This is a genomic window from Novosphingobium sp. (genome assembly GCF_032093395.1).
In the GTDB taxonomy this organism is placed as follows: Bacteria; Pseudomonadota; Alphaproteobacteria; order Sphingomonadales; family Sphingomonadaceae; genus Novosphingobium.
Map to the genome: position 1 here is coordinate 1 of NZ_DAMDBA010000102.1, position 15332 is coordinate 15332.

The 15332-nt window shown below is 65.2% G+C and carries 17 protein-coding genes and 1 pseudogene; 8 read left to right on the top strand and 10 right to left on the bottom strand.

Going from position 1 to position 15332, the window contains the following annotated elements; translation table 11 throughout:
* Positions 1 to 31: 31 nt before the first annotated feature.
* Positions 32 to 154, top strand: a pseudogene (locus RT424_RS21850) (inorganic phosphate transporter); the annotation flags it as partial.
* 231 nt (positions 155 to 385) lie between these two features.
* A complete protein-coding gene (locus RT424_RS21855; RefSeq protein WP_313442536.1) occupies positions 386 to 1048 on the top strand; it encodes a glutathione S-transferase family protein in 663 nt (220 codons plus the stop codon).
* A gap of 2 nt (positions 1049 to 1050) precedes the next feature.
* On the opposite strand, the gene RT424_RS21860 is transcribed toward RT424_RS21855, so the two are convergent.
* A complete protein-coding gene (locus tag RT424_RS21860) occupies positions 1051 to 1512 on the bottom strand; it encodes a cupin domain-containing protein (RefSeq protein WP_313442538.1) in 462 nt (153 codons plus the stop codon).
* Positions 1513 to 1582: 70 nt separating this feature from the next.
* On the opposite strand from RT424_RS21860, the gene dapE reads away from it, so the two are divergent.
* Both dapE and RT424_RS21870 read left to right on the top strand, forming a co-directional pair.
* A complete protein-coding gene (gene dapE / locus RT424_RS21865) occupies positions 1583 to 2713 on the top strand; it encodes a succinyl-diaminopimelate desuccinylase (RefSeq protein ID WP_409521569.1) in 1131 nt (376 codons plus the stop codon).
* Between the two features lie 166 nt (positions 2714 to 2879).
* The gene (locus tag RT424_RS21870; protein ID WP_313442542.1) at positions 2880 to 4199 is read left to right on the top strand and encodes a dicarboxylate/amino acid:cation symporter; all 1320 of its coding nucleotides are present in this window, start codon (positions 2880 to 2882) and stop codon (positions 4197 to 4199) included.
* 196 nt (positions 4200 to 4395) lie between these two features.
* Here RT424_RS21870 and RT424_RS21875 read toward each other — a convergent pair whose 3' ends face one another.
* From RT424_RS21875 to dapB, 3 genes are read right to left on the bottom strand one after another with little or no spacing between them, the layout of a single operon-like run.
* On the bottom strand, positions 4396 to 4800 hold the full coding sequence (locus RT424_RS21875; RefSeq protein WP_313442544.1) for a hypothetical protein: 405 nt from the start codon (positions 4798 to 4800) through the stop codon (positions 4396 to 4398).
* Positions 4801 to 4815: 15 nt separating this feature from the next.
* Entirely contained in the window at positions 4816 to 5475 is a 660-nt protein-coding gene (gene nth, locus RT424_RS21880; protein ID WP_313442546.1) for an endonuclease III, read from the bottom strand.
* Entirely contained in the window at positions 5472 to 6200 is a 729-nt protein-coding gene (dapB, locus tag RT424_RS21885; RefSeq protein ID WP_313442548.1) for a 4-hydroxy-tetrahydrodipicolinate reductase, read from the bottom strand. Before dapB ends, nth begins: the two co-directional genes overlap by 4 nt.
* 36 nt (positions 6201 to 6236) lie before the next feature.
* On the opposite strand from dapB, the gene RT424_RS21890 reads away from it, so the two are divergent.
* Together RT424_RS21890 and RT424_RS21895 are read left to right on the top strand one after the other, a co-directional pair.
* The gene (locus RT424_RS21890; protein ID WP_313442566.1) at positions 6237 to 6956 is read left to right on the top strand and encodes an NAD-dependent deacylase; all 720 of its coding nucleotides are present in this window, start codon (positions 6237 to 6239) and stop codon (positions 6954 to 6956) included.
* Positions 6953 to 7291 (top strand): GFA family protein, encoded by a 339-nt coding sequence (locus RT424_RS21895; protein ID WP_313442550.1) that lies wholly within the window; start codon positions 6953 to 6955, stop codon positions 7289 to 7291. The genes RT424_RS21890 and RT424_RS21895 overlap by 4 nt, the downstream gene beginning before the upstream one ends.
* On the opposite strand, the gene RT424_RS21900 is transcribed toward RT424_RS21895, so the two are convergent.
* From RT424_RS21900 to mutM, 6 genes are all read right to left on the bottom strand, one after another.
* The gene (locus RT424_RS21900) at positions 7270 to 8067 is read right to left on the bottom strand and encodes a HesA/MoeB/ThiF family protein (RefSeq protein WP_313442552.1); all 798 of its coding nucleotides are present in this window, start codon (positions 8065 to 8067) and stop codon (positions 7270 to 7272) included. The two genes, RT424_RS21895 and RT424_RS21900, sit on opposite strands and share 22 nt — an antisense overlap.
* On the bottom strand, positions 8064 to 8510 hold the full coding sequence (locus RT424_RS21905) for a DUF983 domain-containing protein (RefSeq protein ID WP_313442554.1): 447 nt from the start codon (positions 8508 to 8510) through the stop codon (positions 8064 to 8066). Before RT424_RS21905 ends, RT424_RS21900 begins: the two co-directional genes overlap by 4 nt.
* 80 nt (positions 8511 to 8590) lie before the next feature.
* On the bottom strand, positions 8591 to 9445 hold the full coding sequence (locus tag RT424_RS21910) for a GGDEF domain-containing protein (RefSeq protein ID WP_313442556.1): 855 nt from the start codon (positions 9443 to 9445) through the stop codon (positions 8591 to 8593).
* Positions 9446 to 9675: 230 nt separating this feature from the next.
* Positions 9676 to 11124 (bottom strand): chromosomal replication initiator protein DnaA, encoded by a 1449-nt coding sequence (gene dnaA / locus RT424_RS21915; RefSeq protein WP_313442568.1) that lies wholly within the window; start codon positions 11122 to 11124, stop codon positions 9676 to 9678.
* Positions 11125 to 12004: 880 nt separating this feature from the next.
* Positions 12005 to 12268: a 30S ribosomal protein S20 gene (gene rpsT / locus RT424_RS21920; RefSeq protein ID WP_313442558.1), complete on the bottom strand. Its 264-nt coding sequence runs from the start codon at positions 12266 to 12268 to the stop codon at positions 12005 to 12007.
* Positions 12269 to 12471: 203 nt separating this feature from the next.
* Entirely contained in the window at positions 12472 to 13284 is an 813-nt protein-coding gene (gene mutM / locus RT424_RS21925) for a bifunctional DNA-formamidopyrimidine glycosylase/DNA-(apurinic or apyrimidinic site) lyase (protein WP_313442560.1), read from the bottom strand.
* A gap of 259 nt (positions 13285 to 13543) precedes the next feature.
* On the opposite strand from mutM, the gene RT424_RS21930 reads away from it, so the two are divergent.
* Both RT424_RS21930 and RT424_RS21935 read left to right on the top strand, forming a co-directional pair.
* The gene (locus RT424_RS21930; protein WP_313442562.1) at positions 13544 to 14446 is read left to right on the top strand and encodes a DMT family transporter; all 903 of its coding nucleotides are present in this window, start codon (positions 13544 to 13546) and stop codon (positions 14444 to 14446) included.
* Between the two features lie 51 nt (positions 14447 to 14497).
* A complete protein-coding gene (locus RT424_RS21935; RefSeq protein ID WP_313442564.1) occupies positions 14498 to 15229 on the top strand; it encodes a class I SAM-dependent methyltransferase in 732 nt (243 codons plus the stop codon).
* Positions 15230 to 15332 lie beyond the last annotated feature (103 nt).

The following is a 15332-nucleotide window of genomic DNA, read 5'->3' on the forward strand; positions in this document are numbered from 1 at the left end:
ACCGGTCAGTTCGGTCGCGTGAAGATCAAGGTCACGCCGGGCGAGCGCGGTGCGCTGGTCGGTGGCGAGCCGGGTGATCGTCGCCTGGTTCGTTACGATCCCGGCGAGCGCTTTCGTCGGCGCGCTGTTCTTCTATCTGACGCGGTTGTTCTGATTTTCCGATTCACGCGGAGACGCAGAGAGGTTGTGTCGCGGCAAAGCCGTTCTTCTCACATTGCGGACGGCCATGCCGCCCCCTTCGAGAAGATATGGGCCGCGCCGCTAGCTATCACGAGATCTCTGCGGCTCCGCGTCTCTGCGTGATTCATTTCTGCGACATTGTTCATCCTCGACTTTGCGAAGCTGAACCGATAGGCCCGAGACTTGGCATACGGGGAAATGCGCAGTGAAGCTCATCATCGGCAACAAGAACTACTCGAGCTGGTCGCTGCGCGGCTGGCTGGCCTGCAAACAGTCGGGCCTGGCCTTCGAGGAGATCACCGTTCCGCTGTTCGGGGACGACTGGCAAGCCAAACGCAGTTCCGACGATCTCGCACCGAGCCACGGTAAAGTGCCGATCCTGTGGGATGACGAGGCGGTCGTCTGGGACAGCCTGGCCATCATCGAATATCTCGCGGACAAAGTGGGGCGCGACCGCTTCTGGCCCAAGGACGATGCGGCGCGGGCCATGGCCCGCTCGATGGTGGCGGAAATGCATTCCAGCTACATGGCGCTGCGCCGCGAGTGCCCGATGAACATCCGCAACCGCGTGCAGGGCATCTCCCTGGGCGAGGAGGTGCACGCGGACATCGTGCGCATCCTCACGCTCTGGGCCGAAGCCCGTGCCCGGTTCGGCAAGGGCGGGCCGTTCCTGTTCGGCACCTTCGGCGCGGCGGACGTGATCTATGCTCCGGTCGTCAGCCGTTTCCTGACGTACGGCATTGGCGTCCCCGGCTTTGCACAGGCCTATATGCAGGCCGTGTGGGAGCATGAGTGGATGCAACAGTGGATCAACGCCGCCGAGGCGGAGGACTGGGTGATCGAGCAGTACGAAACGCCGATCCGGTAAAGCTATCGCAGCCGTTCGGCCGGGTAGGGGGTGCCGTCCTTGTGAAGGTAGCCCTCCTCGTTCCATATCATGTCGATATCGGAATAGGAGCCACCGGCGTCCCGGCCGGCGCTGACGACGATGAACACGCAATCGGCCTCGCTCTCGTTCCGCAAGTGATGGCCCATGCGCACGCCTTTCGCCCAGGCGCAGACGTCGCCGGGGTGCAGCACGGTGCGGCCGTCATCCTCTACCAGCACCGCCTCGCCCGAAAGCATCACCAGCAGTTCGTCTTCGCCTTCGTGCCAGTGGCGCTGGCTGGACCATGCGCCGGGCTTCAGCACGACATGGCTGGCCCCCATTTCCGTCAACCCGCCTACCGGCGCGAGGCGGCGCCACCAGCGGCCTTCCACCGCCGCATCGAAAGGCGTCGGGTAGCCGGTGCGATTTGAGGGTGGGATTGCTTCTACATCCAGTCTTGGCATGGTCGCTCTCCCGCGTTGCGCTGTGTCTCGGCTATGGTCTTGGGCGTGGTCCTGTGCAATGGCCCGCGTCATGACCAAGACCGTTCTTGCCCTAGCCGAAGCCCTGCTTGCCTGCCCGAGCGTCACTCCCGCCACCGGTGCGGTGTTCGACTGCCTGGAGGGCCAGCTGGCCCCACTCGGCTTCGCGGTCCATCGCTTCCTGGCGGGTGAGGCACCGGACGGCCCGGTCGAAAACCTCTTCGCGATCCGCAAGGGGCCGGAAGGCTCGCGCCACTTCGCCTTTGCCGGGCACCTCGACGTGGTGCCGCCGGGCGAGGGCTGGAGCAGCGCTCCTTTCGCGCCGGAAGTGCGTGGGGAACTGCTTTACGGACGCGGCGCGGTGGACATGAAGGGCTCGATCGCCGCCATGGTCGCCGCCGCCGCGCAGATTCCGGCCGAAGCGGGCACGATCAGCTTCATCATCACCGGCGACGAGGAAGGCCCGGCGCGTTTCGGCACGCTCGCGTTGATCGACCACATGCGCGCCGTGGACGAAATTCCCGACCTCTGCCTCGTCGGAGAGCCAACCTCGGTGCACCGCCTGGGAGACATGATGAAGATCGGCCGCCGCGGCTCGGTGAACATCTGGCTGGAGGTCGAAGGCGTGCAGGGCCATGTCGCCTATCCGCACCTGGCCGACAATCCGATCCCGAAGCTGGTGGCGATGCTGGCCGAACTCGATGCGCTGGTGCTGGACGAGGGCACCGACTGGTTCCAGGCCAGCAACCTCGAAGTGACCGATCTCACCGTGGGCAATCCCGCGACCAATGTCATCCCGGCCAAGGCCTCGGCCCGCATCTCGATCCGCTTCAATGACCTGCACACCGGCGAGAGCCTCTCGCGCCGCGTCACCGAGATCGCGGAACGCCACGGCGGCACTGCCCGCCCGGTGATCTCCGGAGAGGCTTTCCTCACCGAACCCGGCGCCTTCTCGACCATGCTGGCAGACGCGATTCGCGCGGAAACCGGGGTGGATCCGGAGCTTTCCACCAGCGGCGGCACGTCGGACGCGCGTTTCCTGAAAGACCTCTCGCCGGTGATCGAGTTCGGCCTGTCCAACGCGACCATGCACAAGCGCGACGAAGCGGTGGCGATCCCCGATCTCGACGTGCTCGTCCGCATCTATCGCCGCGTGACCGAGGCGGCGCTTGCGCAGGTCTGAAATCCGCCGCAGGCGGATTTTGCGGCCGGTGCCGCCTAGAAAATGCCCCTCAGGCATTTTCTAGGCACACCCCGCTCTCCCGAAACCTGACGGAAACCCCGTGCGGCAGCGTTGACCGCACGGGTCACGCTGTTAGTCTTCCCGGTAATTTTATTGCGAGGTGGGAATGGGCAGGCGCCTGACGCTCTATATCATTGTCGGCATGGTGCTGGGCATCGCCGTGGGCTGGCTGCTTCATGCCATGATCCCGGCGGACGATCCGCGCCTGGTGCAGTGGGCGGACTATTTCAAGCTGCTGCCCGACGTGTTCCTCAAGCTGATCAAGATGATCATCGCGCCGCTGGTCTTCGCGACGATCGTCACCGGCATCTCCGGCATGGGCGACAGCGCCGCGCTGGGTCGGATCGGCGGTAAGGCGCTGGCGTGGTTCATCTCGGCCAGCCTGATTTCGCTCGGACTTGGCTTGGTGCTGGTGAACCTGTTCAAGCCGGGTGTCGGCGTGGGACTCACCACCGGCTCGGACCTGGGAAAGCTGGAAATGGGTGAACTGACCTTGCGTCACTTCATCCTGGAGATATTCCCGAGCAGCGCCGTCGATGCGATGGCGGAAAACAACATCCTGCAAATCCTGGTGTTCTCGCTCTTCGTCGGCGTCGGCCTCACCGCCATCGGCGAGAAGGGCGCGATCATCGTCAAAGTGAGCGAGGCGCTGTCGGAACTGATGCTGCAAGTGACCGACTACGTCATGCGCTTCGCGCCGTTCGCGGTGTTCGGCGCGCTTGCCAGTGTGATCGCCACGCAGGGCCTGGGCATCATCGTCACTTACGGCGTGCTGGTCAGCGAGTTCTACTTCGCGATGTTGCTGCTCTGGGTGCTGCTGTTCCTGATCGGCGGGATATTCCTGCGCGGCCGGATCGTCACCCTGTTCCGCTACATCCGCGAGCCGCTGCTGCTTTCGTTCTCGACCGCCTCTTCGGAAGCGAGCCTGCCCAAGCTGTTCGAGCAGCTCGACCGCTTCGGCGTGCCGCGCCGCATCTCGGGCTTCATCCTGCCGCTGGGCTACAGCTTCAACCTCGACGGCTCCATGATCTACATGAGCTTCGCGTCGATCTTCATCGCGCAGGCCTATGGCATCCACGTTCCGATCGGCACGCAGATCCTGATGCTGCTGACCTTGATGGTCAGCTCCAAGGGCATCGCCGGGGTGCCGCGCGCCAGCCTGGTGGTGATCGCGGCCACGCTGACGCAGTTCGGCTTGCCGGTGGAAGGCATCGCGTTGCTGCTGGGCATCGACACTTTCCTCGACATGGGCCGCTCGGCGACCAACGTTGTCGGCAATGCGGTGGCGACGGCGGTGATCACCCGCAGCGAGGGCATGCTCCAGCCGCTGGTCGATCCGGATGAGGAAATGCCCCACGCGCCGACGCGGACTTCCTCGCACGGTCGGCGGGGGTTGAATGTCGATCCGGAGCAGTATGAAAGTTGAAGGGATTAAGCAGGGGAGCATAGCCCCCCTGCACCCCCAATACCGTCGAGGTCACGCGGACCGACCTCGTCGTGCGCCCACGGCTGCGTCGGGAGACATAATGGCTGCGCCGCAAGGAGCGCACATCCGATAGGCTGCGCACGACGCCGCCATTCCGAGGGTCTGGGGGATCATCCCCCAGGACTTATCTCTTCTTCTACTGACTCAGCTTGACGGGCGTAAACGGCGCCAGCCCGCACCCTGCCCCGCGCTGGAACCCGTTCCCGACGCGATTGAGCGGATAGATGATATCCTGCCGGCAAAGCTGTGACAGCGAGGTCGCGTAAGTGAAGCTGTCCGCTGCTCTCAACCCCGGACAGCGGTTCGGCAGAGTTACTCGCCAGACGCGATTTCCGGCGCCGCCGATGAAATCGATGGTCCAGTCGTCGCGGATGCGCGTGTTGGAGAATTGCGCGAGCGGCAGGCAGTTCTGCGCGGGGCCGATGGCTTCGGCGGCGGGGCTTACCGGTGGTGGCGGCTTGGCTTCCTGCTGGGAGCAGGCGGCTAGCAGAAGCGGTGTGCTGGCGAAGGCGAATTGACGGCGGAGCATGTAGTGGATCATGGGACATCCTCCCGATCAGGCAGCCTTGCGAGCGGCTCCCTTCTCCAGAACCTTGTCCTTGTAGTCGCACAAGTCAACGACCGGGCAGCGCCAGCACTCGGGCGTGCGGGCCTTGCAGATGTAGCGTCCGTGCAGGATCATCCAGTGGTGCGATCCCACGCGGAAGGGCTGGGGCACGCGCTTTTCCAGCTGCTTCTCGACCGCCAGCGGGGTCTTGCCCTTGGCGATACCGGTGCGGTTGCCGACGCGGAAGATATGGGTGTCCACCGCGAAGGTCTCGGCCCCGAAGGCGCAGTTCATCACCACATTGGCGGTCTTGCGGCCGACGCCGGGCAGTTCGACCAGCGCATCGCGGTCTTCCGGCACTTCGCCGCCGTAGCGATCGACGAGGATCTGCGAAAGCGCGATGACGTTCTTCGCCTTGCCGTTGAACAGGCCGATGGTCTTGATGTGCTCTTTCAGCCCGTCTTCGCCCAGTTCGACCATCTGCGCGGGAGTCTTCACTTCGCGGAACAGCGCCCGCGTGGCCTTGTTGACGCCCACGTCGGTGGACTGCGCGGAGAGGACCACCGCGACCAGAAGCTGGTAGTTGTTGCCGAACTCCAGTTCCGTCTCGGGCGAGGGGTTAAGCTCGGCGAGACGGCGGAAGAATTCGAAAATCTCGGCCTTGTTCAAAGGTCCAGAACCTCGGGCATGGTGTAGCGACCGGCGTGCTTGTGCGTGAGCCACTGTGCCGCCTTGACCGCGCCCTTGGCAAAAATCGTGCGGTTCTCGGCAAGGTGGGAGAACGAGAGGCGTTCGCTATCGCCCAGGAAGTGCACGGTATGGTCCCCCGCAACGGTGCCGCCGCGCAGGGCCGCGAAACCGATGGTGCCTGCCTCGCGCTGGCCGGTAATGCCGTCGCGCGCGCGAACGGCGGTTTCGGCCAGGCTGACTTCGCGGCCCTTGGCGGCGGCCTCGCCCAGCAGCAGCGCGGTGCCGGAGGGGGCATCGACCTTCATGCGGTGGTGGGTCTCGACGATCTCGATATCCCAGTCTTCGCCAAGTCGGCTCGCAGCCTCGCGCACGAGGTGGGCCAAGAGCGTGACGCCGAGCGAGGTATTGCCGGTCTGGAGCACGGGAATGTGCTGTGCGGCCGAATCGATCAGCCAGTGGTGGCGTTCCTCGAGGCCCGTGGTGCCGACGACGATGGGAATGCCCGCATCCACTGCCGCATCCAGGTTGGCTTCGAGCGCGGTGGGGGTGGAGAAGTCGATCAGCACGTCCGAATGAGCGGCCAGCCCGCCGATGTCGCCATCGCGGTCGATGCCGCCGGACAGTTCCTCGCCCGCCGCCGTGATGGCCTCTGCGATCGCCTGACCCATGCGCCCAGCGCTGCCGATAATTCCGATTCGTGCCACTTGCCGTCTCCGTTGAAGGCTGGTCTCATGGCCGGGATGAAGGACATCCGCAACATCGTCATCCTCACCGGCGCGGGCGTAAGCGCCGAAAGCGGCATCGACACCTTTCGGGACGGGGGAGGTCTCTGGGAGCAGCACCGGGTAGAGGACGTGGCGACGCCGGAAGCTTTCGCGCGCAATCCCGATCTGGTGCTGCGCTTCTACGACATGCGGCGCGAGGCGATCCAGACCAAGGCGCCCAACGCCGCCCATCTGGCGCTGGCAAGGCTCGACCGCGAGTGGCCGGGCGAATTGCTGATCGTTACCCAGAACGTGGACGATCTGCACGAAAGGGCGGGAGCCCAAATCGGTTTGAACAAGACGCGCGTGCTCCATATGCATGGCGAACATCTCAATGCCTGGTGCATGGCCTGCGACGAGCGCTCACGCTGGAGCGGATCGCTGATCGACCGCCCGGCTTGCCCCGAGTGCGGCGAGGCGGCTCTGCGGCCCGACATCGTCTGGTTCGGCGAAATGCCTTACCGCATGGAGGAAATATTCGAAGCGCTCGAACGCGCGGACCTGTTCGTTTCCATCGGCACTTCGGGCGCGGTCTATCCGGCGGCAGGCTTCGTGCGCAATGCGCGCGAGTTCGGGGCGGAGACGCTGGAGTTGAACCTCGAACCCTCGCAAGGCACAGCGTGGTTCGATGAGGCGCGCCATGGCCCGGCGACCGAACTGGTCGCGGCATGGGTGAACGAAGTGCTCGGCGCATGACGGTCCATCGGGGAAGCTGCCACTGCGGCACAGTCACGCTGGAACTGGCGGACCAGCCGCGTGAGGTCTGCGAGTGCAACTGCTCGATCTGCCACCGGCTGGGAACGCTCTGGTCCTATCACAGCCCCGCGAAGCTGCGGATCGAGGGTGAACTCGTCGGTTATCAGACCGGGGACAGGATGCTGACCTTCTGGCACTGCCCGCAGTGCGGCTGCACCACGCACTGGAGCCCGGTCGATCCGGCGCAGGACCGCATGGGCGTGAACATGCGCCTGTTCGCGCCGGAGCTTCTCGCCAGTCTAGCGGTCTACAGTCACGACGGCAGGTCGGCCTGAACCGAAGCCTCTAGCCCGCAGGTGCGGCAGCCGGGATCCTTGGCGATCTTCAACGGCCGCATCGAAGGCGCCAGGCCGTCGATCAGGTGGAGCGTGCCATATTGCGGCGCGCCTAGCGCGGCCTTGCCATCCAGCAGCACGCGCATCGCATGCATGGCCGCGAACGTACCGACCATGCCGACCATTGCCCCCAGCACCCCGTCCGCGGCGCACGTATCGCAGTCCTGCGCATCGAAGGCATCGCCCACGAAGCAGCGGTAGCAGGCCTGATTCGGCAGATGCCCCGCGAAATTGGCGACCTGGCCCTGGAAGCGGCCAACCGCCGCAGACGTAAGGGGAATGCCGAGTTTCACACAGGAATCCGACACCAGCAGCCGAGTCGCGAAGTTGTCACACCCGTCCAGTACCACGCTGGCGCCGGAGAGAAACTCTGCCGCGTTGTCACCCCCGAGACGCGTTACGTTTGGCAGAACCTCGAGGCCAAGATCAAAGCGCCGCACCCATTCGGCCGCCGCTTCCGCCTTGGGCTTGCCGATATCAGATGGCGAATAAATCGTCTGGCGTTGCAGATTGCTGGCGTCCACCGTGTCGTCATCGATCAGCGTCAGCCGTCCTATGCCGGCTGCGGCGAGATATTGAAGGGCAGGACTGCCTATCCCGCCGCAGCCGACAAGCACCACATGCGCATCGGCCAGAGCCACTTGCCCGGCGCCGCCCACTTCCGGCAGCACGATATGACGCGCGAAGCGCTGCAGTCGTTCCGGCGAAAGGCTCATTCCTGACCGGTGTCCCCGGCATTTCGAACAGCATTTCCGGCAGGATCGGCAGTTTCGGGCTCCGGCAGGCGTTCCTTGCGGAAACCGTGCATGCCGAACCACCACTGGGTGGCGATCACCGCGCCCTTGGCGGGCTGAAGCATGCCGATCATCATCGCCACGGCCAGAGGCACGAGGATCGCGAACATGGCGGCCACGCCCAGGTGGAAGTCCTTGGACAAGGCGATGATAAGCGGCGCCATCAGGTGCCCGGTCACGATCATGGCAATATAGGCCGGGAAATCGTCGGCCCGTTGGGGCGTCAGGTCCAGGGTGCAGACCGGGCAGCGTTCGAGCGGCTTCAGCCACTTGCGAAACAGACGCCCTTCGCCGCAGCGCGGGCAGCGGCAGCGTATGCCGCGCAGGATGGCTTGCGAATAGGCTGCGGGAAGGGTGGGACTCATGATCCCGGCCTACAGCATCGGAGCATGGCCGGGCAAGCGGCCCATCGCTATCGCCCCGGCGGCGGGCTGGCCGGGGCGCGCTATTCGTCCCGCGATATCTGCACCCGGTTGCGGCCGCCGTTCTTCGCGGCATAGAGCGCGCTGTCGGCATTGCGGGTGGCATTTTCGAGATGGGTGTAGTTGCGCACGGGGGCGAGGCCGCAGGAAAAGGTCACCGGCCATTCGTCGCCCCGGAGACTGGGGTCGAGGGCGACGCTGGCGCGCAGGCGCTCCATCACCACGCGCGCTTCTTCCAGTAGCGTGTCGGGAAAGAGGATAGCGAACTCCTCTCCGCCCCAGCGGGCCACGATGTCCGATCGGCGCACGCCGTGCTCCAATCGCAACGCCACTTCGCGCAGCAGGGAATCGCCGGTGGCATGGCCGAAACGGTCGTTGATCGCCTTGAAGCGATCGATATCGACCATGGCGAAGACGGCGTTCTGTCCACTGCCCAGCAGGCGGCGGGCGGAATCGAGAAAGCCGCGGCGGTTGCGCAGGCCGGTGAGTTCGTCGCGCTCGGAAGCCTCGATCAGGCGCTCGATGCGTGCCGCCGATTCGTTGGCGGCCACCGCGACTCCGTGGAGCAGGCGCCCCACCAGATCCTCGTTGCCGATCGGCACCATGCCCACGCGCTCGCCCGCCTGGACCGAGCGCAGCATCTGCGTTGCCGTGGTGATCGGGCTCAGCAGGGCGTGGATGGCAGCAAGGCCCAGCGCCGTGCCGAGCAGGGTTGCGGCCAGCAGGATCAGCAAGGTGTCGAGATCCCACCGTCCGGTCGCGCCCTGATAGGCGATGCAGGCCAGCAGCGGAACGTGCACCGCGCCGAAGCAGACAAGCAGCAGGCGCCATTCATAGCGGCGAGGAAACAGGAAGGTCGTGGCCTGATAGAAGCGCATCTGTGAGGAGCCTCATCGGTCGGGCGGATAGTGCCCGGTCGCAGGGAGACTACAACACTCCGCTTATCCAGTGGTTAAAATTTTGCATCCTGGGCGCATAGCTGAACTTGCCCCTGAAAAGATGCGCGCCCTGTACAATCGTACACCGGGGTTAGGCGGCGAGGGGCGTGACGTTACTTGCCGTGGGCCGCCCGTAATATCGGCGCGACCCACGGCGTTCAAATCGGCTATCAGGATTCCAGCTGGCGCAGCAGCGAGCGGACGTCGCCGTCCATGTCGGCATCGCGGCTACGCAGTTCCTCGATCAGGCGGACGGCGTGGATCACGGTGGAATGGTCGCGTCCGCCGAACTTGCGGCCGATCTCCGGGTAGGAGCGCGGCGTCAGCACCTTGGCGAGGTACATGGCCACCTGGCGCGGGCGCACGACGGCGCGGGCGCGGCGCTTGGAGCTCATCTCGGTCCGGTCGATCCGGTAGAACTGGCAGACCGTGCGCTGGATCTCGTCGATCGTGATGCGGCGGCGGTTGGCCGAGAGGATGTCGGTAAGCTGTTCCTCGGCGAGCTGGAGCGAAACGGCCTGGCCGGTCAGCTGGGCATAGGCGATCAGCTTGTTGAGGCCGCCCACCAGTTCGCGCACGTTACGGTTGATGGTGCGGGCGAGGAACTCGATCACATCGGCCGGGACGTCCACCGAAGCGAAGCGGCCGAGACGGTTTTCGAGAATCGAGCGGCGCAGCTCGATATCGGCGGGCTGGATGTCGGCGACGAGGCCCATGGACAGGCGCGAGAGCAGGCGCGGCTCGACACCGTCGAGCGCCTGGGGCGCACGGTCTGCGGCGAAGACCAGGCGTTTGCCTTCCTGGAGCAGGGCATCGATCGTGTAGAGCAGTTCTTCCTGTGCCGAAGCCTTGCCGATGATGAACTGGATATCGTCCACCAGCAGCAGGTCGAAACCGCGCAGGCGCGACTTGAACTCGATCATCTGGTTCTGGCGCAGCGCCTGGACGAATTCGACCATGAAGCGCTCGGCCGAGCAGTAGAAGATCCGGGCGTGCGGGTGATTGGCCAGATAGGCGTGGCCGATCGCGTGCAGCAGGTGCGTCTTGCCCTGGCCGGTCGCGCCCTTGAGGTAGAGCGGCGAGAACTGCGGCGTCTCGTTGGCGGCCATGCGCTGGGCGGCGTTGCAGGCGAGCACGTTGCTCTGGCCGGTCACGAACGAGGTGAAGGTCTGCGAGGCGTCGATGCCGACGGGGCCCTGGCCGAGCGCGGCGAAAGCCTCGCCCTGAAGAACCGCCGCGATCGAATCGGCGGTGCCGTCCTTCGACCAGCCCTGCGCCGAATCGTTGGCCGGCGCGCTGGCGGGACGGCCACCGCCGCCGAGGCGCAGTTCGGGAAGCTGGCGACGGCCGGGATGGACGAGCACGCGGACGTGGCGCACGTCGGGACGGGCAATCTTCCAGGCCAGCGACAGGCGGTCGGCAAAGCGGTCCGCAACCCAGTTCGCCGAAAATTCGGTGGGCAGGTACAGATCGAGCGTACCCGTTTCCTTGCAGTAGTTGCCGGGCTGGATCGGCTTGATCCATTGGCTGTGCGCCTGATGGCCCAGGTCCTTGCGCAGGCCCTGGCTGATGTCAGCCCAGTCTGCCGCCAGATTCACGGCTTCCTGATCCTCTTCCATCGCCACTCGTACCGCCTTCGATTTCTTAATCACGCCGTTTGCGCCCTGACTTGCCGGAGACCGGCCCGCTGTTGAACCTGACACTGGACCAACTCCCCTTGTTGGCAGCTACCCCGAATGTGGCCCAGCGGGCCGCGAAAGTTGAATGCCGTGCGTGGAACCGGTGCCCACGGGAGGTGAATCTCCGCGTAGACGCTCCCGATGAGCAAGGAAAACGGGACAAAACGTCCCCGAGCCGCAAGAATGCCTGCAGCAGGAGTTTCGTCGCTGTCGATGTTCCCCGGCCAGTTCCGCACGGCCTGTGGACTCTTTTAGAAACGGGTTTGGCCGTGGTGCAAGACGGCACTCCCCAAATAAAAAAAATTATGACGGTTGACTCAGGCTGGCTGCCGTTTTTCCGTCATGGTTATAAATTCCTATATATATCAGTGAGTTAATAACAGGGCATTCGCTATCTGCATGCGAATCGCAACGTTTCCGTGGCTTTGGGAAAGAGGGCGGCGCCTTGGGCTCGTTGCCTGTGCCGACAGGCCCGGCCACGGCCGTAGCAGACGTTCTCTTTCCGTACTCACAGACCGGCTTCGGCCGGACCCGCTTTTGCGAATCGAAGCGCGACTCAGCAGGAGCCTCTCTAGGGCGTTCTGATAGCCGATGTTGCGAAGCAGCCCGCCCGAGGCCGCACCGTGACCTCGCCAGCGTTCAGACAGGCCGGAGATCGCATTTCAGGTGGGAGATCGCCATCGCGGTGAGGAATCGGAGGCGCAAACGGGCTCGGCCCGCGTCGCCACCTGAAATCCCGTTTTTGCAACGAGAGTTCAGGTGGCGACGCGGGCCGTTGCCGCACGGTTGGGCGCGCCCTTGGGCGCGCCTGACCGGAAGATCAGCCGAGCGAGGCGACGCGCTTGGTGAGGCGCGACATCTTGCGCGAAGCCGTGTTCTTGTGAAGCACGCCGCGAGCCACGCCGCGAGCCAGCTCGGGCTGGGCTTCCTTGAGAGCAGCAGCAGCAGCGCCCTTGTCGCCGCCGGCGATCGCGGTCTCGACCTTCTTCAGGAAGGTGCGGATGCGGCTGACGCGGTTGGTATTGATCTCCGCGCGGCGCTCGTTACGGCGGATGCGCTTGCGGGCTTGCGGCGTGTTGGCCATCGAATTTCCTCTGTCTGGCCCCCCCACAGCGGTGATGGCGGCCCAATTGCCTGATCGAATCTCTAGGCGAGCGGACTCGCCGGAAAGCGCGCCCCTTAGCGGTGTGGCGGCGTTCCGTCAACCCGGCGGAGCCCCACGAAACCGCCTATTTCCGGGTTTCCTGCCGCAGAGCGGCGACGCTCAAGCCCCGCGCGGGCTACCCGCTACCTTTGGCAGCGGGAGCACCAGAACGTGCTCCGCCCGCCCTGCACGAATCGTCGAACCGGCGCGCCGCAGCTACAGTCCTGCCCCTCTCGCCCATAGACCTGCCAGGCGGTAGCGAAATATCCCAGCTCCCCGTTGGGCTGGGCGTAATCGCGGATGGTCGAGCCGCCCGCCGCGATCGATTCGGACAGCACCGCGCGGATCGCCGGAACCAGCCTGCGCAAGGCCGGCAGGCTGACCAGCCCGGCTTCCTTGTCCGGCCGGATACCCGCGCGGAACAGCGCCTCGCAAACATAGATATTGCCGAGCCCCGCCACCACCGACTGGTCGAGCAGCATTTGCTTGATCGGCGCGATTCGCCCCGCCAGCGCCGCCTTGAGATGCGCGGGCGTCAGCCCGTCGCCGAGCGGCTCAGGGCCGAGCGCCGCGAAGGGCCCCCACGAATCGAGCGCCTGCGTCGGCACCAGATCCACCGAGCCGAATCGCCGCGCATCGTTGAGGGCCAGCACATGACCCGAGCCGGTCTCGATCACGAGATGGTCGTGCTTCTCTGGCTTTTCCGGTTCGATCCGCCACCGGCCCGACATGCCGAGGTGAAACACCATGGTCTGCTCGCGGTCGGTATGGATCAGGCCGTACTTGGCGCGGCGGCCCATCGCCGTGACCCGCGCGCCGGTCAGAACCTGCACCAGATCGGGCGGAAACGGGCGGCGCAAGTCAGGCCGGTTGAGGGTGACGCGGGCGATCCGCTCGCCCTCCAGGTAGCGGGCGAGGCCGCGGACGGTGGTTTCTACTTCGGGGAGTTCTGGCATCGTGAGGAACGAGATAGGGGATGGGGACTGGAAGAAAAGAGGAAGTCCTGGGGGATGATCCCCCAGACCCTCAAAATGGCGACCTAGCGCCCAGTCTACCCGTCCCGCGCTCCCGGCGGCGCAGCCAATAAGTCTCCCGACGCAGCCATGAGCGCACGACGCATAGGCAGGGCGCGACCTCGACAGTATCAGGGTGCAGGGGGATGATCCCCCTGCATTTCTCCTTTCCTTCCATCCCCTTCCGACGCAATCCACCCAGATGGAACCCAATCGCTCCCACACGCGCGCATTCCTGATGCTCGGGCTGGTCATGCTGTTCTGGGCCGGCAACTCGATAACCGGGCGGGCGGTGCGCGACGACATTCCGCCGTTCACGCTGGCGCTCGGGCGTTGGGCGATCGCGGTAATGGTCATCCTGCCTTTCGCCGCGCGGCAGCTTTGGCGGGAGCGGGCCGCGGCGCTGGCCGGGTGGCGGTGGATCCTGGCGCTCGGGTTCCTCGGAATCGTCTGCTTCAACGGCTTTCTCTACAAGGGCCTGCACTATACGACGGCCGCCAATGCCCTGCTGTTGCAGGCGGCGATCCCGGCGGCGGTCATGCTGCTGGATTTCGCGATCTTCGGTGGACGGCCGGGTCGGATGCATGTCCTCGGCGTCGCGGTGTCGACGCTCGGCGTTCTGGCCATCGTGTTCCGGGGCGATCCGGCGGCGCTGATGCAGTTGCAGTTCGGCGCGGGAGACGGGCTGGTGTTCTGCGCAGTGGCGGCCTGGTCGCTCTACACGGTTTGCCTGCGCAAGCGTCCGCCGATCTCGGCCACGAGCCTGCTGCTCCTGACATTCACGATCGGCGCCTTGGCGATGGCGCCGCTGGCAGCGATGGAGGCCGCGCAAGGGCAGGTCTTGGTGTGGAGCCCGCAGGTCGCCGCCGCCTTCGCTTATGTCGGTGTGCTGCCTTCGGTGATCGCCTATTTCATCTACAACCGGGCGACGGGTGAACTGGGTCCGGCGCGGGCCGGGCAGGCGATCACCCTGATGCCGCTGTTCGGGGCGCTGCTTTCGGCCGTTCTGCTGGGAGAGCGGCTGCACGGCTATCACTTTGCCGGCATGGCGCTGATCCTGGCCGGCATCGTGCTTTCCGCCCTCGCCGTGAGCAGGACAAAATAACCGGCCTGACGGACTGGCGCAGGGGCAGCCGGGAGGCTAGAGGACTGCGCCATGAGCGAAACGGTTTCCTTCGGCTACGAAGAGGTCAGCCCCGACGAGAAGGAAGGGCGCGTCGGCGCTGTCTTCTCCAGCGTTGCACGCAAGTACGACGTGATGAACGATGCCATGTCCGTGGGCATGCACCGGCTCTGGAAGGACAAGTTCGTGCGCCGCGTGAAGCCGCGCGAAGGCGAGCAGATCCTGGACATGGCGGGCGGCACGGGCGACATCGCCTTCCGCATGGCGGCGCAGGGCGCCTCGATCACCGTGTCGGACATCAATCAGGACATGCTGGACGTCGGCATCGAGCGGGCGATGGAGCAGGGCATAGACGGCCTTGTCTGGTCGCGCCAGAACGCCGAAGTGCTCTCGTTCGGGGATCGGTTCTTCGATGCCTATACGATCGCTTTCGGCATCCGCAACGTCACGCATATCGACAAGGCCCTGGCTGAGGCGCACCGCGTGCTCAAGTTCGGCGGACGCTTCTTCTGCCTGGAGTTCTCGACCACCGAATGGCCGGGCTTCAAGGAAGTCTACGACGCCTATTCGCACCATCTGGTGCCGAAGATCGGCCAGGCCATCGCCGGCGACGCCGAATCGTACCGCTACCTGATCGAATCGATCCGCCGCTTCCCGCCGATGCCGGAATTCGAGAAGATGATCCGCGCGGCCGGCTTCAAGCACACCAAGGTCGAGCCGATCATGGGCGGCCTCGTCGCGATCCACTCGGGCTGGAAGGTCTGAGAGTGTTGCGTAGTGCGTTTACAAGTTCCGGCTTTGCCGGAACTTCGCGCGGCACCGGCCCACGCCCCCACCCTACCACCCGCAGGATACTACCGTTGGGTGG